At 39.9% G+C, this 20,725-nt stretch carries 19 protein-coding genes; 16 read left to right on the forward strand and 3 right to left on the reverse strand.

Annotated elements, in window-relative coordinates:
* Positions 1-4 precede the first annotated feature (4 nt).
* A complete protein-coding gene (locus ACOMA7_RS02425) occupies positions 5-994 on the forward strand; it encodes an NAD(P)/FAD-dependent oxidoreductase (protein WP_054607845.1) in 990 nt (329 codons plus the stop codon).
* A 4-nt stretch (positions 995-998) separates the two neighbouring features.
* Here the strand turns inward: ACOMA7_RS02425 and ACOMA7_RS02430 are convergent, their stop codons facing one another.
* Both ACOMA7_RS02430 and ACOMA7_RS02435 read right to left on the reverse strand, forming a co-directional pair.
* The gene (locus ACOMA7_RS02430) at positions 999-1,760 is read right to left on the reverse strand and encodes an ion channel (RefSeq protein ID WP_301945902.1); all 762 of its coding nucleotides are present in this window, start codon (positions 1,758-1,760) and stop codon (positions 999-1,001) included.
* A 109-nt stretch (positions 1,761-1,869) separates the two neighbouring features.
* The gene (locus ACOMA7_RS02435; RefSeq protein WP_421391805.1) at positions 1,870-3,984 is read right to left on the reverse strand and encodes an LTA synthase family protein; all 2,115 of its coding nucleotides are present in this window, start codon (positions 3,982-3,984) and stop codon (positions 1,870-1,872) included.
* Between the two features lie 198 nt (positions 3,985-4,182).
* Between ACOMA7_RS02435 and ACOMA7_RS02440 the strand changes: the two genes are divergently transcribed.
* Both ACOMA7_RS02440 and ACOMA7_RS02445 read left to right on the forward strand, forming a co-directional pair.
* On the forward strand, positions 4,183-4,449 hold the full coding sequence (locus ACOMA7_RS02440) for a hypothetical protein (protein WP_034530962.1): 267 nt from the start codon (positions 4,183-4,185) through the stop codon (positions 4,447-4,449).
* A 61-nt stretch (positions 4,450-4,510) separates the two neighbouring features.
* Positions 4,511-5,176, forward strand: a complete 666-nt coding sequence (locus ACOMA7_RS02445; protein WP_054607848.1) for a histidine phosphatase family protein — start codon at positions 4,511-4,513, stop codon at positions 5,174-5,176.
* Between the two features lie 62 nt (positions 5,177-5,238).
* On the opposite strand, the gene ACOMA7_RS02450 is transcribed toward ACOMA7_RS02445, so the two are convergent.
* Positions 5,239-5,697 (reverse strand): C40 family peptidase, encoded by a 459-nt coding sequence (locus tag ACOMA7_RS02450; RefSeq protein ID WP_337589037.1) that lies wholly within the window; start codon positions 5,695-5,697, stop codon positions 5,239-5,241.
* Between the two features lie 256 nt (positions 5,698-5,953).
* On the opposite strand from ACOMA7_RS02450, the gene ACOMA7_RS02455 reads away from it, so the two are divergent.
* The 13 genes from ACOMA7_RS02455 to ACOMA7_RS02515 all read left to right on the forward strand — a co-directional run bounded on the left by ACOMA7_RS02455 (position 5,954) and on the right by ACOMA7_RS02515 (position 20,722).
* Positions 5,954-6,406, forward strand: a complete 453-nt coding sequence (locus tag ACOMA7_RS02455) for a MerR family transcriptional regulator (RefSeq protein ID WP_054607850.1) — start codon at positions 5,954-5,956, stop codon at positions 6,404-6,406.
* Positions 6,406-7,083 (forward strand): glycoside hydrolase family 73 protein, encoded by a 678-nt coding sequence (locus tag ACOMA7_RS02460; protein WP_054607851.1) that lies wholly within the window; start codon positions 6,406-6,408, stop codon positions 7,081-7,083. The genes ACOMA7_RS02455 and ACOMA7_RS02460 overlap by 1 nt, the downstream gene beginning before the upstream one ends.
* A gap of 79 nt (positions 7,084-7,162) precedes the next feature.
* Positions 7,163-7,897, forward strand: coding sequence for a TerC family protein (locus ACOMA7_RS02465; protein WP_421391807.1), 735 nt, complete (start codon positions 7,163-7,165; stop codon positions 7,895-7,897).
* 4 nt (positions 7,898-7,901) lie between these two features.
* Positions 7,902-8,222 carry a thioredoxin gene (gene trxA, locus ACOMA7_RS02470; protein WP_054607852.1) on the forward strand — a complete coding sequence of 107 codons (321 nt, stop codon included), beginning with the start codon at positions 7,902-7,904 and terminating at the stop codon, positions 8,220-8,222.
* A gap of 413 nt (positions 8,223-8,635) precedes the next feature.
* Positions 8,636-10,021, forward strand: coding sequence for a Na+/H+ antiporter NhaC (nhaC, locus tag ACOMA7_RS02475; protein WP_421391810.1), 1,386 nt, complete (start codon positions 8,636-8,638; stop codon positions 10,019-10,021).
* A gap of 441 nt (positions 10,022-10,462) precedes the next feature.
* Positions 10,463-11,011: an aggregation-promoting factor gene (gene apf, locus ACOMA7_RS02480; protein ID WP_476855494.1), complete on the forward strand. Its 549-nt coding sequence runs from the start codon at positions 10,463-10,465 to the stop codon at positions 11,009-11,011.
* Positions 11,012-11,399: 388 nt separating this feature from the next.
* On the forward strand, positions 11,400-12,116 hold the full coding sequence (gene apf, locus ACOMA7_RS02485; RefSeq protein ID WP_421391721.1) for an aggregation-promoting factor: 717 nt from the start codon (positions 11,400-11,402) through the stop codon (positions 12,114-12,116).
* Between the two features lie 415 nt (positions 12,117-12,531).
* Positions 12,532-13,470 carry an aspartate carbamoyltransferase catalytic subunit gene (locus ACOMA7_RS02490; protein ID WP_421391723.1) on the forward strand — a complete coding sequence of 313 codons (939 nt, stop codon included), beginning with the start codon at positions 12,532-12,534 and terminating at the stop codon, positions 13,468-13,470.
* The gene (locus ACOMA7_RS02495; RefSeq protein WP_421391725.1) at positions 13,454-14,722 is read left to right on the forward strand and encodes a dihydroorotase; all 1,269 of its coding nucleotides are present in this window, start codon (positions 13,454-13,456) and stop codon (positions 14,720-14,722) included. The genes ACOMA7_RS02490 and ACOMA7_RS02495 overlap by 17 nt, the downstream gene beginning before the upstream one ends.
* A complete protein-coding gene (locus ACOMA7_RS02500; protein ID WP_421391728.1) occupies positions 14,723-15,802 on the forward strand; it encodes a carbamoyl phosphate synthase small subunit in 1,080 nt (359 codons plus the stop codon).
* Position 15,803: 1 nt separating this feature from the next.
* Positions 15,804-18,980, forward strand: coding sequence for a carbamoyl-phosphate synthase large subunit (carB, locus tag ACOMA7_RS02505; RefSeq protein ID WP_421391731.1), 3,177 nt, complete (start codon positions 15,804-15,806; stop codon positions 18,978-18,980).
* 11 nt (positions 18,981-18,991) lie between these two features.
* Positions 18,992-19,936, forward strand: coding sequence for a dihydroorotate oxidase (locus ACOMA7_RS02510; RefSeq protein WP_421391734.1), 945 nt, complete (start codon positions 18,992-18,994; stop codon positions 19,934-19,936).
* 126 nt (positions 19,937-20,062) lie between these two features.
* Positions 20,063-20,722, forward strand: a complete 660-nt coding sequence (locus tag ACOMA7_RS02515; protein WP_203621361.1) for a class A sortase — start codon at positions 20,063-20,065, stop codon at positions 20,720-20,722.
* The last annotated feature ends 3 nt before the right edge of the window (positions 20,723-20,725 follow it).

Consider the following 20,725-nt stretch of genomic DNA (forward strand, 5'->3'; position numbering starts at 1 on the left):
TAAAATGTCAGATGAAATCTATGATATTACGATAATTGGAGGAGGTCCCGTTGGAATGTTTGCCGGTTTTTATGCCGGACTACGTACCGCCAAATTTCAAATCATCGAAAGTCTTTCAGAACTAGGGGGACAAGTAAATGCATTATATCCAGAAAAAACGATTCTAGATATCCCAGCCTATCCTGCGATTTCAGGTCGTGATTTAGTGGCTAACTTGAAGAAACAACTTGCCACCATGGATGGTGACATTAAGTTGAATCAAACAGTAGTCAACGTTGAAAAAATTGACGACGTTTTTAAGGTTACCACAAATAAGGGAATTACCAAAACTAAAGCCATCATTATTGCGGTTGGTAACGGGGCATTTAACCCACGTAAACTAAGCGCTGATGGTGTCGAAACAATCTCAGACCAACAACTAGTATACACCGCTTCGGACTTAGATGCCTTTAAAAATAAAAAAGTTTTAGTCGCAGGTGGTGGTGATTCAGCAATCGATCAAGCACTAATGCTAGAAGATATTGCCGATGAAGTCTACTTATTGCATCGTCGAAACGAGTTTAGAGGGCTAGAACACACCGTTAACCTATTGAAGCAATCAAGCGTTAAATTAGTGACTCCTTACTTAATTAAGTCATTAGAAAACGTGGACAATAACCAAGTTAGAGTCCACGCTAAGAAGATGAAGACAGATGATGAATTCATCGATATTGATGTTGATAAGATTCTAGTAAATTACGGTTTCATTTCTAACAATAAAGACATGCAAGGCTGGAATGTAGATATCGAAGAAGACCACCATGCCACAAAGGTTGATGGCAATCTTCAAACTAATATCAAGAACATTTACGCCGTGGGTGACCAAGCCAAATACGATGGTAAACAAACTATCATCGCGACTGGATTCGGTGAAGTTCCAATCACAATCAATGCGATTATGAACGACCTATACCCAGGCAATCGAGCACCAATTCACAGTACTCAATTATCATAAAAAACTATTTTTTCTTAGCGTCCTTTGATGGGGTGCTGTTTTTTTTGACCGTCTTTTCAAGGCTTTGAACTTCCTTAGTTAAAGCTTGAATTTGTTTGGTTAATTGATCGATTTTATCGTCTGTTTCGTCCTTATCACCATGGGTGAAGAAGTCGGTAATCGTAGAGGTCAACAAACCAATAAAACCAATTCCACCGAACATTAGGAATGCGGCAATTAGCTTTCCACCAGCGGTTTGCGGCGAAATATCACCATAACCAACGGTAGTGGCGGTTGTAATTGCCCACCATAATGAGGTGGATAAATCATGTTGTTCGAAGTGTGAATAAATCAAAGCACTGAAGATTAAAATCACGATACTGATTGAAAATAGGTAGATAAAACCAGTGTCGTAAATGAAACGGTGGATTCCACCGGTCACTTTTCCGTCCCAACCAAACTTCCAAAATAGGTTGTAGTGACGGACGATTCTAATCACACGGTATAGACGAAATACCACGAAGATCGGATGGGCTGGAATTAATGAAATTAAGTCCAACGATGTTTCTAATAAGAATTGCTTGTGGTTTTTGGCCAATAGAAAGCCGGATATGTAATCAATAATGTAAAAGATCCAGATACCATAGTAGATGTTGCCTAGAATACCATGATAGATGTTGATAACGCCGAAGTAGTCTAGACCGACCATCACAACGGATGCGACGGCGATAAAAATAATAAACAGACTATAAATCAATTCGACGGTTTTATTTTTAAATTGTTTCATTATTTCAACTCACTTTTTCTCTATCTCTTAATCCAATTATAATCATTTTACCTTTAAGTTAGTTTAAAGCAAATAAAAAACGACCAATCTTTCAATTGGTCGTTTTCTTTTAGTTATCTTCGTTGTTGTTCTTGGAGATTCGAGATGATCCACCCGAATGGTTTAATTCTGGTGCATCGGTCTTGTATAGGGATTGAGTGGATTTCTTCTTTAGCTTGTCATACAAACTAGTAGATTTCTTACCCAATTCTGTTTCAGCCCCAAGTTCCTTTTGGAAACCATCTTGGTAATTGTAATCCTTAGGATTTACCGGAGTGAATCCGCTAGGGGTGTAGAAACGAAGTAAGTTTTGTTCGTTCAATTCATCAGAGAATGATAACTCAGTGTTAACACGAGCTTGCATCTTATTGAAGACTTTTCTTTGATGAGGGGTAGGGTGAATTACCTTACCGGTCTTGTTGCTGTAAATAGTACCACTGATGGATGTGTACTTAGTACTTACCCAATCACGGTTTCTAAATGCAACGACAGTGTCATGTTTCTTGGAGAATAAGTCGGTTCCAAATTGAATGTATTGCTTGGTGTTGACACCCAATAGGTGAAGTAGAGTAGGTAAGACGTCGATTTCACCACCGTAGGTTTTGTCGATGTAACCATGCTTCATGCCAGGGATGTTAAACATCAATGGAACACGTTGTAGTTGTGCGTTATCAAAGTCAGTCCAGTCATTAGGGTTCTTACCCAATGCTCTAGCAAGGCTTAGGTTTTCTGAGTTAGAAATACCATAGTGGTCACCATATAGCATGATGATTGAATTCTTCAACAACCCTGATTTTTGTAGGTATGCGTAGAATTCTTGGATGGCTTGATCTAGGTAATGAGCAGTCTTGAAGTAGTTATCAACCTTGGTATCACCGGTGTTAGTAGTCTTAAAGTTACTGTCTTCGCTATCGATTGAGTAAGGGAAGTGGTTAGTAACAGTGATGTACTTGGCGTAGAAAGGTTGTTGTAATCTTTCAAGGTACTTAACGGAATCTCTGAATAATAGCTTATCCTTCAAACCGTAACCAAGTGCTTTATCGCCGGAAGTATCGTAGTAGCTTTCGTCGAAGAAGTATTGGTAACCCATGTTCTTGTAAACATTGTTTCTGTTCCAGAAACTAGCAACGTTTCCGTGGAATACTGCCGAAGTGTATCCCTTATCTTGTTTCAAAATAGCAGGAGCTGCTTGGAAGACGTTGTCACTTCCGAATTGGGTAAACATTGAACCTTGAGGTAATCCATAGGTGCTGGTTTCTAGCATGTTTTCAGCGTCGGATGTCTTTCCTTGTCCCACTTGGTGGAAGAAGTTAGAAAAGGCAATTGTCGACTTACTATGGTAGAGACTGTTCAAGAATGGAGTGACTTCTTGGCCGTTGACCTTCTTATCGATTAGGAATTGTTGGAAACTTTCCAAGTGAATGATAATTACGTTTCTACCCTTGGCTAATCCAAACATCGATTTTTCAGGGGCGGCGTAATGCTTGTTGATGAACTTTCGCACGTCATTCATTTCTGACTTGGTAGCCATTGCACGCAAGTCCTTAGTGTGTTGAGTGGAGATGGCGTCATAGACTGTAAATGAATCAACGCCAAGATACTTAACGATGTATGTACGGTCGAAAGTTCTAGTTAGAAGTTGTGGTCTGGCCATTTCACCAAATGATAGGTTGGCGGTGAATATTAACACGGCAACCGAAGTAATGGCGAATGCGCCCTTACCACCAAACTTCTTGTTATCGATGCGAATTACTTTAAATAATAGTAGAAGTAATACTAAAACGATATCTAACCAGTAGAAGACATCATGTGGCATGGTAAGTGCAAGTGATGATCCGCTAAGTCCTTGGTTAACCTTTGAGTAACCGGTCATGGTACTTACTGTCATGAAGTCGGTAAATTCACGGTAATAAATAACGTTTAAATATAGTAGTAAAGTGTTTAACCCATCGATCAATAGGATAATAGGGTAAAATAATCGACTTGATTTAATGTACATTGCAAGTCCAAACAAAAGCATGGTAGTTGCGATTGGATTGATGAATGCTATGAAGTATTCAAACGGATTTGCAAGTCCTAATTGGAAATCAGTGAAATATGCGTATATAGTTTTAGCCCAAAATAAAACAACTAGTAGAATGAAGAATCCAAACCTAGTGGACATTTTAGAGCGCAGATAATTTATCGCTTTCAAAATGAAGAGCTCCTTTGATATAATTCATACTTAATATTAACAGACCGAAGTCAAAAAGGCATGTTTTTTTCGTGTCATAAAAACATCACCACAATATGTGGCGAAATAAAAAATATCTATCACCATATATAGTTGCAAAATTATGCAAATGTTGTAAAATAAAGTTAAATCAGTAGGAGGATGACGGCATTGCTAAAAGGTAATACTAAAAAATTAAATGTTCAGTTAAGTGATGGACAAATAATTGAATTCATGCCAGAGATGGTCCATAGTGACTTGCTAGCTTTGACTAGTAACCAAGAGATTATCAATCGTACTGAAAGATTAATCTTAGTCCAATTGAGTTCCTACACTATCATTAAACTACACGAACTACAAATGATAATTTATAAGACGCTAGATAAATTACGCTACCATAAGATTGCGTCTAAATACTATAATACTGAATTAAGTTAGGCAGAATATTGTCTAACTTTTTTTATTAGTGATATTCTATTATTACCAGTTAAAAAAGGGGATGAATGTTATCACATTTAATCTATACGTTGTCCGTCACGGACAAACATACTTTAACATTTACAATCGTTTGCAAGGGTGGAGTAATTCACCTTTGACCGATAAAGGAATTACGGGTGCAAAAAAGACTGCTGATAAGCTAGCCAATACCCATTTTGCGGCAGCTTATTGCAGTGACACCACCAGAGCCATGCATACCGCAAAGATCATCTTAGATGGTAACAAGGCCGATTCAGTCAAAGAACCAACCATTTCTAAATACCTAAGAGAAGAATTCTACGGATACTACGAAGGAAATGATATGGATCAAACCTGGTACGTTGCTGGAGCACCTCATGGTTTGCCAACATTCAAAGACATTGTTACCAAGTATTCAATCGGTAAAGCTAAGGACTTCTTAAAGGAATCCGATCCTTTCCACCAAGCTGAAAGCAACGAAGAATACTGGAAACGTTGGGACCAAGGATTAGACCTAATCAGAAATGATAAGAACATCCACGATGGCGATAACGTCCTATTAATTAGTCACGGAAACGCGGTATTGAGTTTGGTTGAACGTTTTGGTGAAGGTAAATACGACGTCACTGAACGCCCAGCTAATGGCAGTCTTACTAAGATGAAAGTAAGCGACGATCAAGTTAAGATTACAGATTACAACGTTCAATAAAAGAATATAAAAAAAGACGATTACATTTTGTAATCGTCTTTTTTGGATTTTAAGAGATGAAATTAAGCTACTCGACCGTAAGCTACTACGTGCCACCATGGAGCATGGATGCTTTCACGGATAACACCACGGTTTTGAGCATCAATCATTTTGCCTCCACCGATGTACATACCAACGTGGTAAATGCTATTCTTTGATGAACCAATGAATACTAGATCACCTTTTTGAAGTTGCTTCTTACCAACTTTTTTAGAGTAGTGGTATTGTTGTTGCGCAGTTCTAGGTAAATTAACACCTAGACCGTGTCTGTATATGTATTTTGTAAAACCAGAACAATCAAAAGTACGTGAACCTTCTGAACCGTAAACGTAACGGTCACCTAATTTTGACTTAGCAACACTGTATACTGAAGTAAATTGGGTATTAGTATCAGCGTGGGCTGTGTTGTTGTTACTTGCAGCGGCACCTGCAAATAGTAGTGAAGTAAACGCGGCTGCGGTTATAGCAATTTTAGTAATCATTTTTTTCATCTCTCAAAATCCTCTCTCTTATAAAAAATCTCTCTCGTTTTTTCTCTATCTCAATATATTTCATATGATAAGGGATTAATATTTCAAGAATGTAACAAAGTAGTTTCAAATTAATTAAAACTTTGCAATTTTAATGTAATCTTTATAATTTTAGTGTTTAATATTTACTGTACCCAATTAAAGTAATGAAAGGGTTCCAAATTTGTGGTAAATTTATTATGTAGATTACACGAAAGGAACCGTTGAAATGTCGGGCTTAAAGAAATTATTTCCCGAAAAAATAGACCTTAATCGTCTAATTTTTAAAATCGGGGAAGTCAGCAAGATGATGGACGTGTCAACACGTCAACTTCGTTACTGGGAACAAAAAGGTTACATTACCTCAATTAGAGACGATAAGAGTAGATCTCGCGTTTTTAATATGGAAAACTTAAATAAAGTAACATTAATTAAGCATTACTTAGATAAGGGATTCACCCTTACAGCTGCCAATGAGACAGCTTCTGAAAACATCGCTAAGATGCGCTATTTAAGAAGGTTTATGATGAATGCCTTTGAAGACGTTGAGACAATCGATGGTCAGCCAGTTGTCAACCTAGGTTACTTTAATGAAGAAAAAACTTCCATATTATATGCCGCAGTTGATGAGAATGACGAAATAAAATATCGTGTTGTCGATATAAAAAAGAAGGATAAATGATGAGAAAAAAGAAAATGAGTTTAACTAAGAAGATTGTCTGGTTAGTTGTAATTGTGATTGTATTATTTGGTGGATATAAGGTTGCAAAGCAAGTGCACAGTACAATCCGAGAAAATCAAATTCAAAAATCTGATCAACAAAGAATTGAAGAAGCACAAGAACAAGCTGCTAAGAAGCGTCATGAGTTTGCCGAAACAATCGCTAAACCAGCCGTTCAAGTATGGAACAAACAACACGTTGTGTTACCAAGTGTTGTGATTGCCCAAGCTATCCAAGAATCTAACTGGGGTCAATCAGAACTATACAAGAAGGCATACAACATCTTCGGTGTGAAGGGAACATACAAGGGAAAATCAATTCAATACTACACTGATGAATACGTAAGTAACGATACACCAGTAGCTAAGGGTGTTAAGGTTGTTCGTGAAGGTGACAAGAAGAAGATTTCAATTCCTGCTACTTTCAGAAAGTACCCAAGCGTCTATGATGCGGTTGAAAACCACAGTACTGTGACAGCACTTAACTTCATTAAGCAAAAAAATGTTATGAGCTATGAACAACAAGCTAAGATGCTACAAAAGAATGGTTACGCAACCGATCCTAACTACGCAAAGAACTTAATTGCATTGATTAAGCAATACAATTTAGCTAAGTACGATGATCAAATTAGTAAATAAAAAATTTAATAGTTAAAACTATATTTTCAAAAATTTATCTTATATAATAGTAGAAAAATAGAAGAGGAGACTTTAGGTGATACCATTATTAAGTAAATTATATGGTCCGTTTTTCGATTTGAATAACTGGCATAACGTAATCTTTTCGGAGGATGCATGGGTTGTTATTTTATCCCTAGTATTAATCGAATGTTTACTGTCAGTTGATAATGCGGTGGTTTTAGCCACGCAGGCTCAAGTTTTACCAACTAAGAAGGAACAAGAAGAATCATTATTCTATGGTCTTTGGGGTTCTTACATCTTTAGATTTATCATTATTGGATTAGGGGTATTTCTAATCCATATCTGGGAATTAAAGGTTGTTGGTGGATTATATCTTTTCTACTTAGTCTATGCGCACTTCGCTCATTCTGACAAACAGAAAAAATCCATGTTCAAGCAATCTGCCAACGAATCCAATCGTAAGCGTTTTTGGATGACAGTATTACAAATTGAATTTATGGATATTGTCTTCTCCGTTGATTCCGTATTAGCTGCTTTAGCAATTTCTGATAATCCAGTGATTGTATTACTAGGTGGATTAATCGGGATCCTATGTATGAGAGGAATTGCCGAAATCATCATGTTAGTGATGAAGAAGGTCCCAGAGTTAAAGACAATGGCATACTTCTTAATCGCAGTGATCGCTTTGAAGCTAATCCTTTCAATTCCAATGATTGATATTGAAATTGAACCACTTCACTTTGGTTTAATCGTATTGGTTACATTTATCGTAACCTTCATCATTCATTTTATTCGCAAAGCAAAGAGGTAATCTAATGGCAACAACAATCACAAGGGAAAATCTTGCACAAGAAACAGATAACAAGATAACCGTCATTGATTTCTGGGCACCATGGTGTGGTCCTTGTAAGATTATGGATCCAGTGCTTGAAGCAATGGAAGAAGAATTCGGTGACCGCATTCACTTTGGTAAGATGAACGTCGACAATAATGAAGACGTGGCAAAACAATACAAGGTGATGGGACTACCAAGCATCGTTTTATTTAAAAATGGTAAGGCAGTCGAAAAGGTGACTGGAGTATATCCAAAGGAAAAGATGGCGCATTATCTAAACCGTAAACTAGAAGAAATGTAAATTTTAGTTGACGGATTAAATCTGTAGTGCTAATCTTAATTTAATCAAATAAAGCAAAACAATTATTCCAAACTAAGTAACGAATTAGCTGGGTGTCAGGAAGTCGGTGGTTGCTGCGAACCGATTAGGCTAATTTCGCTGAAATACATTGGATAGTGTCTACCCAAGAACGGCAACTAGAGTCGTTATTTCTAGAGAGTGAGTGACCACTACGTGTGGTTACTAATTTGGGTGGTACCACGGTAAAAATACAAATAAGTCGTCCCTGTTGTTTTAGACAACAGGGACTTTTTTTATGGAAAGAAGACGAGAAGATGAGAATTGCTAACTGCGGAGGATTAATCCGATATCAAAATGAATAAAAGACTACATATATAATAGAAGAAAAAATTAACGTTATTTTGAGGAGAGATATTATGCAAGAAGAAAAGAAACCGACAGTCACTCTGGCTGAGGGAATTATTATTTTAGTTGTAATGATGGCAATTATGTCATTCGGTGTTATTGGTTTAGGAATTTCACCAGAAGTACCAATCCTAACTGGAATTATGCTTTTGGTATTCTGGGGTCGTTTCAAAGGTTTCAAATGGGATGACATCGACGAAGGATTCATCACTGGAATTAAAAATGGAATTGTTCCATTATTTATCTTCCTGTTAATTGGTTCACTAATTGGTGTTTGGATTGCCTCAGGGGTAATTCCTTCGCTAATGGTTTTTGGTTTCCATTTGATTAACATCAACTGGTTTCTACCATCAATCTTTCTAGTATGTGCCTTAGTTGGTACATTCATCGGTAGTGCATTCACCGTTATTTCTACTTTAGGGATTGCTTTCATGGGAATCGGTATCACTATGGGCATGAACCCAGCCATGATTGCAGGTGCCGTTATCTCAGGTGCGGTCTTCGGTGATAAGTCATCACCACTATCAGCAACTGTTAACCTAGCTGCTGCGGTATCAGGCGCCGACTTGATTGCTCACATCAAGAACTTGATGTGGTCAACAATTCCTGCCATGATTGGTTCATTCATCATCTTCGTGTTCTTAAACCACAGTGATGGTAAAGCTAACCTATCAAACGTCGACAAGACAGTAAACGTATTGAACAGCAATTTCCACATTTCATTCTTAGCAATTATTCCAATCGCACTACTACTTATCTGTGCATGGAGTCATATTCCAACAATTCCCACATTATTCATTAACATCATTGTTTCAATCGGATTAATGGGAATCCAAGATCACAAGCTTTCACTACTAAAGATTAACGACCTAATCACTAGTGGTTTCGTATCAAAGACTGGTAACAAGTCAGTTGACCTTCTTCTATCAAGAGGGGGTATCAGTTCAATGATGGGAACTCTAGCATTGATTATGATTGCCTTAGCATTTGGTGGACTATTGATGCACCTAGGTATCATCGATGCCGTTGTTCAACCACTTACTAAGCATCTAAACAGTGACGCTAAGTTAATCATTGCCGTAATCTTTACAGCCATCGGGGTAAACGTCTTCGTTGGTGAACAATTCCTATCAGAAATTCTACCTGCAAACGCATTTAAGAAGGTCTTCCACCAAGCTGGGTTAGCACCAGTTGCACTAAGTCGTGCGATTGAAGATGGTGGTACCGTAATTAACTACTTGATTCCATGGGGTGTTGCCGGAGCATTTATTTCAGCAACATTAGGTGTGCCTGCAAGTCACTTTGCACCATTCCTATTCCTAAGTATCTTGTCACCAGTGTTCTCAATTCTAAGTGCAGTCACAGGAATTGCTATTAAGCACAATAAAGATTAACTAATGTTTAGAATAATTTAATACTATTAAGAAAAAGTTAAAAAGCCTATCATAAAGCGATTTGTGGTAGGTTTTTTGTTTGCGATTTTTACGTTGCACATCACTTCAAATGAAACATATTTGAGTGGTTTTGAAAAAAATTCAAAATTTTTTTGCGAAAATTGATCAAAAAATGCCTATATATTGTACACGATTATTAAAACTAGAAAGCCGTGTTATTAGTCATTTTGTTCATTTATATTTCAACAAGTTACAGTAATGTTACTATATTACAAACTAAGCAGTGAACGTAACATGTATGTAATACTCATGTAATATTAAGCAGATAGAATATGCATTCGTTGTTGAAAGACAACAAACGCAATTTTTTATTTTTTAATTTTATATAGGAGTGTTTCAGTTATTAGATATAAATTTCATGTTTTATTTCTTGTAATCGCAATCTCGTTCGCGGGATTACTTTCTATTTACCGAAATGCTACTGTAGATACCAACGCGAATACAGTAGTGACTGTGAAGTCTGGCGATACACTAGAAAACTTGTCAGATAAGTACAATGTTTTCATGTCTGTTTTAGAGCATGCTAATGGCAAGTATAGTGATGATGATTTATTAGCTGGCGATCAAATCGTGATTCCAGATAATAATAATGATGCAAAAGACGATAAGAAGGTTCAAAAGCAACACTCGACTAAGTCAAATAAACATCATTCTACTTCTAAGAAACAAAATCAATCACAATCCAGTGCTCAATCAGAATGGAACAAAGCAAATGCCGAAGCAAAGGCATGGATTTCTTTCCATGAATCTACCGATTCATACACCGCACAAAACGGTCGTTACTATGGTAGATATCAATTAGATAGTAGTTACCTTAACGGTGATTACTCACCAGCTAATCAAGAACGTGTCGCAGAACAATATGTTGCTAACCGATATGGTTCTTGGGTAAACGCCAAACAACATTGGGTTGCCAATAACTGGTATTAAAAAGAGACGTTGAAAGTTTTACTTTCAACGCCTTTTTTTTATCCATTTTTTGATCAATTTGGGGTTTGCAATCCCTTTTTGAGAAGTTTTTTTGGTACTTTTTTGCCAGATTAGAAACAATTTTAGAATAATTTAAGCTGTATGTAACGTTTAAAATGGCTCAACGACGGGCATAATGCTACTTTTGATGTCATATTGTTACAGCGTAACGACAATGTTACGAAAAAGCCAAATCTTTTAACGTGCATGATATAGGCATGTAATGGATACGATGTAGTATATATCACAGTTAATCAAATCGATTAACACTTTCGACGATACAGAAATACAGAATTATAGATTTTTATAGGAGTGAATTATTATCGTTAAATTAAATAGTATGAAGTCAATGTTATTTGCTACTGCCGCAGTAGCTGGATTATTTGTAGCTGGTGGTGCTAACGCCAACGCAGATCAAACTGCTAACGCATCTGCACAACAACCACAACAACAAGCTAAGGCAACAGTTAATAAGACTGTGACTGTTCAAAGTGGTGATACTCTATGGGGATTATCACAAAAATACAACGTTTCATTAAGTTCACTTAGAGCAGTTAACAACCGTGTTAACACAGACTTAATCTACGTAGGTGAAAAACTAACTTTACCTTCAAGTGCAACTGTATCTACTGATCAAAACACTGTTGCTTCAACAACAACTAACCAAAGTACTACTAACCAACAATCAGTAGCCCAAACTCAACAACAATCACAAACACAAACTCAAAGCACAACCAACTACAGTCAACCACAAGCTCAAACACAAAGCTCAAGCAACTACAGTCAATCACAAACTCAAAGCACAACTAACTACAGCCAATCACAAAGCTCAAGCTACACTGGCTCAAACAGTTCTGCTAAGGATTGGATTGCTAACCGTGAATCTGGTGGTTCATACACTGCCTCAAACGGTCAATACTATGGTAAGTACCAACTAGGTGCTGCTATGCTACACGGTGACTACTCAGCTGCTAACCAAGAAAGAGTTGCTGACCAATATGTTGCTGCACGTTACGGTTCATGGGATAACGCTAAGTCATTCTGGTTACAACACGGTTGGTACTAAGATCTTAGCCGATTTATTCAATCGATATTTATATCTACAAAAAGACGCCTTTACTGGCGTCTTTTTTTATTGTCTGACAAAGCTTTCATGACAGGGTTATTGAATTTGTTTTTATAAAAACATTAAATAATGGCTTGTTATATTTTTTAAGTATGATATATTATAAACAATATAAAAAGAGATTCGCCTTTAAGTATTGACCAGAGAGTCAGACAAGGCCTATGCGTAGAAACTATACGCCATCAGTGTAAACAACAGACATTGAAGGACTTTTCTGACACGGTCAGGGAAGTCCTTTTTTATTATCTTGGTTTCAATTAAGCAACTCCAGAGAGGGTGCATTGGAATATACGCAATCAGACCATTCCAAGCACCCACTCCATCGAGTTGGGTGCTTTTTTAGGAGGATGGATACATGCAAACACACTTTTTAGATCTTAATCAGTTAAATGATGACGAAATAATGGGACTAATCAAGCTAGCCATTCAATACCGTGACGGCAAACTAGTACAGCTAAAGCGTCCGGTCTACTTCGCTAACATGTTCTATGAAAACAGTACGCGAACTCACACATCGTTTGAAATGGCTGAACGAAAGTTAGGCATCACACCAATTAACATCGACCCTAAGAATAGTTCGGTGCAAAAGGGTGAAACCTTATCAGATACAGTCAAAACGTTACAAGCCATCGGGACCGACGGGGTGATCATCAGACATAAGACCACCGGATGGTACGAACCACTCATCGACGACGAAAGAATCCACACATCATTGGTTAACGCCGGTGACGGTAGCGGACAACATCCATCACAAAGTTTGCTAGATTTACTTACCATCTACGATGAATTCAAGAAGTTCAAGGGTTTAAAGATTGCCATCGTTGGCGACTTGCTTCACTCCAGAGTCGCAAGATCAAACGCTGAAATCTTGAAACGAATTGGCGCCAAGCTATACTTCGCTGGACCAGATGAATGGTACCCAAGTGACTTCGACAACTTCGGTGAGTTTACCAACATCGATACCATCGTCGGAAAAGTCGACGTCATGATGATGCTAAGGGTGCAATTAGAAAGACTAAACGAAGATGCGCGAGAAAGTTTTACCGCCGTCGAATACGCCAACATCTTTGGCCTAACCGAAGAACGCGGCAACAAGATGAAGAGGAAAGCCATCATCATGCATCCGGCACCGGTCAATCGCAACATCGAAATTGCCGACGCACTTGTTGAAGCACCACAATCTCGAATCTTTCGACAAATGCAAAACGGGGTGTTCGCCAGAATGGCCATCCTAACATCAATCCTAAAGAGTAAAGACCTAATTGCGGAGGACGAATATGAAGACATTAATTAAGAACGTGTATGTAGACAACCAATTACAATCCATCCTAATCGAAGATAATAAAATCAAGGCTATCGGAACCAACCTAGGTGACAAGTTCAATCAAGTGATTGACGGAAAAGGTGCAACTGCACTGCCTGGACTAGTCGACGTCCACGTCCACTTCAGAGATCCGGGACTAACCTACAAGGAAACCACAGAGACCGGAAGTAAGGCCTCAGCGCACGGTGGTTTCACCAGCGTCTGTGTGATGCCAAATGTCAAACCGGTCGTGGACACACCACACGAGTTACAAGAACAATTAAGTCTAAACCAACGCGAGAGTGTTGTGCATGCCTACCAATACGCAGCAATCTCCAAACAATTAATCGCATACAAGCCAACCGACTTCACTCAAATGGCTGAGATGGGCGCCATCGCGTTTACCAACGACGGCCACGGAGTCCAAAACGCTGAAACAATGTATTTAGCCATGAAGGAAGCTCAAAAGTTAAACAAACCATTGGTTGCCCACGTCGAAGACGACTCACTAATCAATGGTGGGGTGATGAATGCGGGTGCCAAGGCTGACGAACTAGGACTTCCAGGGATGTCACCACTTTCAGAATCATCACAACTAGCCAGAGACTTAGTCCTAGCCAAGGACACCGGCGTCCACTACCATGTTGCTCATATCTCAACTAAGGAATCAGTCGAATTAGTCAGAATGGCTAAACAACGCGGGGTCAACGTTACCGCCGAAGTTTCACCACATCATTTACTACTAGATGACTCAATGATTGAGAGTGACAACCCAATGATGAAGATGAACCCACCGCTAAGAAATCCAGAAGACAGACACGCATTAATCGCTGGTTTAATGGACGGCACAATCGATATGGTAGCAACCGACCATGCGCCACACAGTGAGAAGGAAAAATCAGGATCCATGAAAGATGCCGCATTCGGAATTGTCGGTATCGAAACAGCATTCAGCCTAATGTACACCAGCTTTGTTAAATCAGGATTGGTTGACCTAAAGACATTAGTCAAATGGATGAGTAAGAATCCAGCTGACATCTTCCACTTACCTGCGGGTAGGTTAGAAGAGGGCCAACCAGCTGACTTAACCTTGATGGACCTAAATGATGAATATGAAATCGACGCCAATGACTTCTTGTCAAAAGGTAAGAACTCACCGTTCATCGGTCAAAAGGTATATGGAAAGACAAAACTAACATTAGTAGACGGCAACGTCGCATATCAAGATGGGAGCGTGGAATAGATGCAAGCACGATACTTAGTATTAAAGAATGGCTCAACTTACGAAGGAATCGGATTTGGTTCCAAGAAGGTAGTTCACGGTGAATTGGTATTCTCAACAGGGATGACCGGTTACCAAGAAAGCATGACCGATGCAAGTTACGATGGTCAAATGCTAGTGTTTACCTACCCACTAATCGGAAACTACGGGGTGAACAGAGACGACATGGAAAGTTTGCAACCATCAGTTGCAGCCATCGTCGTAAACGAAATTGCTAGACTGGTTGGAAACTGGCGTAGCAACATGACACTAACTCAATACGCTGAACTAGAAGACCTTCCAGGAATTTCACAAATCGATACTAGAGCACTAACCCAAGAATTAAGAGACGAAGGTTCAATGGAAGCTGTTATCGTCGACGACTTAAAACCAGAAACAATAAAAGCAGCATTTGACCAACCACTAGAAAGCACATCAGCACAAAGCGCTTCAACTAGCAGCGTCTACCAAGCACCTAATACTGGTTTGCGTGTCGCTCTAATCGACTTTGGACTAAAGGACTCCATCCTACGTTCACTAGCGCAACGTAACTTAAACGTGACAGTCTTCCCATCAACCAGCACTGCGGAAGAAATTCTAGCTAGTCATCCAGATGGAATTCTACTATCAAACGGACCTGGGGATCCAAAGGAACTAGAATACGTTCTACCAGTCATTCGCGAACTAGAAGAACAACTACCAATCCTAGGAATTTGTCTAGGTCACCAACTATTCGCTTTAGCCAACGGTGCTAACACCTACAAGATGAAGTTTGGCCACCGTGGTTTCAACCACGCGATTGCAGAAGCCGGGAAAAAACAAACTTACTTCACTTCGCAAAACCATGGATACGCGGTGGACGCTGAATCAATTCCATCAACTGAACTAGAAATTACCCAAACAGAAATCAACGACGGAACTGTCGAAGGAGTCCGTTTGAAGAATCGACCAGCATTCTCAGTCCAATATCATCCAGATGCATCACCTGGACCACATGATGCTGAATACGTCTTTGACGACTTTGTAAAAGCAATGCAAGACAACCAGAAAGCGGGGATTTAAGATGGCAAAACGAACTGACATTAACAAGATTTTAGTAATTGGATCCGGACCAATCATCATCGGGCAAGCTGCTGAATTTGACTACTCAGGCTCACAAGCTTGTCTAGCATTGAAAGAAGAAGGATACGAAGTAATCCTAATCAACTCTAATCCAGCGACTATCATGACCGACACAACCATCGCCGACAAGATTTTCGTTGAACCAATCACATTGGAATTCATCAGTAAAATCATCCGCCAAGAATTACCGGACGCCATCCTACCAACACTAGGTGGGCAAACTGGTTTGAATATGGCCAAAGAACTAGCCGACAGTAACATCCTAGATGAGTACAACGTCGAACTACTAGGAACCAAGCTAGACGCCATCGAAGAAGCCGAAGACAGACTTCGTTTCAAGAACTTGATGGAAGAAATCGGTGAACCAGTGCCAGAATCAAAGACGGTCGAAAACATGGCAGACGCGATTGCCTTCGCCGAAGAAATCGGCTTTCCACTAGTAATTCGTCCAGCCTACACACTAGGTGGAACCGGTGGTGGATTCGCGCACAACATGGCCGAATTCGAAGAAATCATGGAAAACGGATTACGTCTATCACCAATCAACCAAGTCCTAGTCGAACGCTCAATCGCCGGATACAAGGAAATCGAAATGGAAGTAATGCGAGACCAAATCGATAACGCGATGATTGTCTGCTCAATGGAAAACGTCGATCCAGTCGGGGTCCATACCGGAGACTCAATTGTTGCCGCACCGGTGCAAACTTTATCTGACCGCGAATACGAAATGTTAAGAGACGCCGCACTGAAGATTATCAGAGCTCTTCATATTGAAGGGGGCTGTAACGTGCAAATGGCATTAAGCCCAACTTCAATGAAGTACTACATCATCGAAGTGAACCCCCGTGTCTCACGTTCATCCGCGCTAGCATCTAAGGCAACCGGATACCCGATCGCCAAGATTGCCGCCAAGATTGCCGTCGGAATTAACCTAAACGAAATCAAGAACCCGGTAACTCAAATCACACTCGCTCAATTCGAACCAGCCTTGGACTACGTCGTAACCAAGATTCCACGCTGGCCATTCGATAAGTTCCCACAAGCTGATAACCACCTAGGAACCCAAATGAAGGCTACCGGTGAGGTCATGGCCATCGGTCGAAACTTCGAAGAATCTTTATTAAAGTCAGTTCGTTCTTTGGAAATCGACCAACGCTACTTTGACCCAGCCGAATACGAAAACGTCGATACATCAGATATGCTACAAGACATTGAAGACCCAACCGACGATCGACTATTCATGATTGCCGAATTGATTAGAAGAGGGGCAACGATTGAACAAATCAATGCCCGCACTAAAATCAACTTGTTCTTCCTAGATAAAATCCAACACATCGTTGAAATTGAAACAGAGTTAGCAAACGACCAATCACTTACTATGTTGAAGATGGCCAAACGTTACGGTTTCTCAGACGAATGGATCGCTAAAATTTGGAACACCGACGAAAAGACAGTCCGTCAAATGCGTAAGGATAACGCCATCACACCAGTTTACAAGATGGTGGATACATCAGCTGGGGAGATTAAGGCGGCTACCCCATACTTTTACAGCACTTGGGGCCAACATAGTGAATCAGAAGTATCAGACAAAAAGTCAGTCCTAGTACTAGGTTCGGGACCAATTAGAATCGGTCAAGGGGTCGAATTCGACTACGCTACAGTTCACGGTGTGCAAACCTTACAACAACTGGGTTATGAAGCTATCATCATGAACTCCAACCCAGAAACGGTATCAACCGACTTCTCAATGTCAGACAAACTATACTTCGAACCACTAACCATCGAAGACGTACTAAACGTGATCGATATTGAAAAACCTGAAGGTGTTATCGTCCAATTCGGTGGTCAAACCGCCATCAACCTGGCAGAACCACTCCATGAAGAGGGCGTGAAGGTCTTAGGAACAACCGTCGAAGACATCAACCGCGCCGAAGATCGTCACGACTTCGACCAAGTCATCAAGCAATTAAAACTACCTCAACCACAAGGTGACACCGCCACAAACATCGATGAAGCCGTAAAGATTGCTAATCAAATTGGTTACCCAGTCATGATTAGACCTTCATACGTATTAGGTGGAAAAGCGATGGAAATCGTCCACGATGACGAAGAACTACACCGCTACATGACTAAGGCGGTCCACGCATCCAACGACCACCCGGTTCTAATCGACCAATACTTATTAGGTTCAGAAGCAGAAGTCGACGTTGTCTCAGACGGAGAAACTGTGGTCATTCCGGGAATTCTAGAACACATCGAAAGAGCCGGAATTCACTCAGGGGACTCAATGGGAGTATACCCACCACAAATCATGTCACAAACTGTTCAAGACCAAATCGAAACCGCAGCGGTTGAACTAGCCAAGGCACTAAACACCAAGGGATTGATGAACGTCCAATTCGTCATTAAAGACGACGTGGCATACGTCATCGAAGTTAACCCAAGAGCATCTCGAACAGTACCATTCATGTCCAAGGTGGCTCACGACCCAATGGCTGACCTAGCAACTCGCATCATGGCCGGTGAAAAACTAGCCGACCTAGGCTACAAGTCAGGAGTGGTCACACCAGCCAACCGCATTAGTGTGAAATCACCGGTGTTTAGTTTCTCAAAACTACCACTAGTCGATAACACACTAGGACCTGAAATGAAGTCCACCGGTGAAGCGATGGGTTCAGATACCAGCTACGCCAAGGCACTATACAAATCATTTATCGCATCCGGAATTACCATTCCAACATCAGGCAACGTTTTATTCACTGTTTGTGATGAAGACAAACAAGAAGCACTAGAACTAGCCAAACGTTTCAGAAGATTAGGGTTCCAAATTAAAGCGACTGCAAACACTCACCGCTTCTTCCAAGACAACGGACTAGACAACACACTAATCCACAAGTTCTCAGAAGACGATGACAATAACCCGGTCAGCGAATTAAACAAGCAACACCTAAAACTAGTCGTTAACACCATCGACTCTACCGAAGCAACATTCGATGATGAAGCACAAATCAGAGCCGCAGCGATTGAAAACGCAGTGCCATTGTTCACCGCATTAGACACAGTCGCATCATTGTTAACAGTACTAGAAGATCAAACACTAACCGTCAACGCGCTTTAGGAGGAATTCAAATGTCAGTAGACTTATCAGCACAAATCGCCAACATGTCAGTAAAGAACATATTTTTAAACGCGTCAGGAATTCATTGTCAGACCGAAGAAGAACTAAACGAACTAATGAACGAACCAGTATCAGGAGCAATGGTAACAAAGAGTATGACGCCTAAGAGTCGTTTTGGGAATCCACTACCTAGATACTACCGCCTAGCAAATGGTTCGATTAACTCAATGGGATTACCTAACCAAGGGTTTGATTACTACATGGATTACTTGAAGAATCATGACCAAAAAAAGCCAATCATCGTATCGGTGGCAGGAATGTCCAAAGAAGAAGACTTGGAAATGCTACACCAATTACAAGATAACGACGACTATCAAGGTTTGACCGAGTTGAACCTATCTTGTCCAAACGTGATTGGTAAACCTCAAATGGCCTATGATTTCGAAGCAGCTGACGACTTACTACACGAAGTATTTAGTTTCTACAAGAAACCACTGGGCATTAAGTTGCCACCTTACTTCGATTTAGTGCACTTCGACATGATTGCCGAAGTATTGAACAAGTACCCACTAAGCCACGTGAACACTATTAACTCCGTGGGAAATGGTTTATGGATTGATACCAATTCTGAAACGGTCGTATTAAAGCCAAAGGGCGGTTTTGGGGGCGTTGGTGGATCAATGGTCCTACCAACCGCACTAGCCAACGTGCGTGGATTACGCCAACGTCTAAACGATGACATTAAGATTATCGGAACCGGTGGAGTTACCAACGGACGGGACGCATTTGCCCACATTCTATGTGGAGCTGAGATGGTCTCAATCGGAACTCAACTTTACGAAGAAGGGCTAACTACCTTTGAACGTGTAACGAAAGAACTAACTGACATTATGGAAGCTAAGGGATACACATCGTTAGATGATTTCCGCGGTAAACTAAAACTGATTGAAGACTAAATAAAAAGGACTGGAAAATCCAGTCCTTTTTATTATTTAAGATTTGGTAATTGTTGGGCCTCAAATGTCTTTAGTGAGCGTTTTTATGGTAGGATAAGAATATAAACTAACGAGTGAGGAATCGTCATGAGAAAGAAATTATATACCGCTACTTGGATCCTATTGTTAGTAGTTGGAATTTTTCTAATTAGTCTACCATTTCTAGAAAATTCCGCCATTCAACATCTAATTAATAGTGAAATGAACGGTAAAATTGTTCAACAAGATAAAAACAAAAATGCTAATTTCGACTTTTCCAAGATTGACAGCGTCAGTGCGTCTTCAATTTCAAAGGCCATCTTTAGCCACAAACACACGATGATTGGAAAGATTTCCGTACCAAGTGTGTCAATTAACCTACCAGTCTACTACGGACTAGATAACGAAGAATTATTGTCTGGTGTAGGTACAATGAAACCCAACCAAGAACTGGGTAAGGGAAACTATGCGATTGCCGGACACCACATGAACAACGAAAAGATTTTGTTCGGGCCATTACACAAGGTCGTTGAAGGGGATGCCATCTACATCACCAACGGTAAGAAGGTATACAAGTACGAAGTCAGTTCAATTACAGTGATTGATCAATACGATACCCAGTACATTACCAAGAAGTACAAGCGACCAACATTGACGTTGATTACCTGTGCTAGTGGGACACCGAACGAACCGAACCGTACAATGGTAAGAGCTAAGCTAAGTTCAATTACAACATTGAATGACAAGACAGCTAAATACTTTAAGTAAAAA

Source organism: Apilactobacillus intestinapis (genome assembly GCF_049166695.1).
Lineage (GTDB): Bacteria > Bacillota > Bacilli > Lactobacillales > Lactobacillaceae > Apilactobacillus > Apilactobacillus kunkeei_C.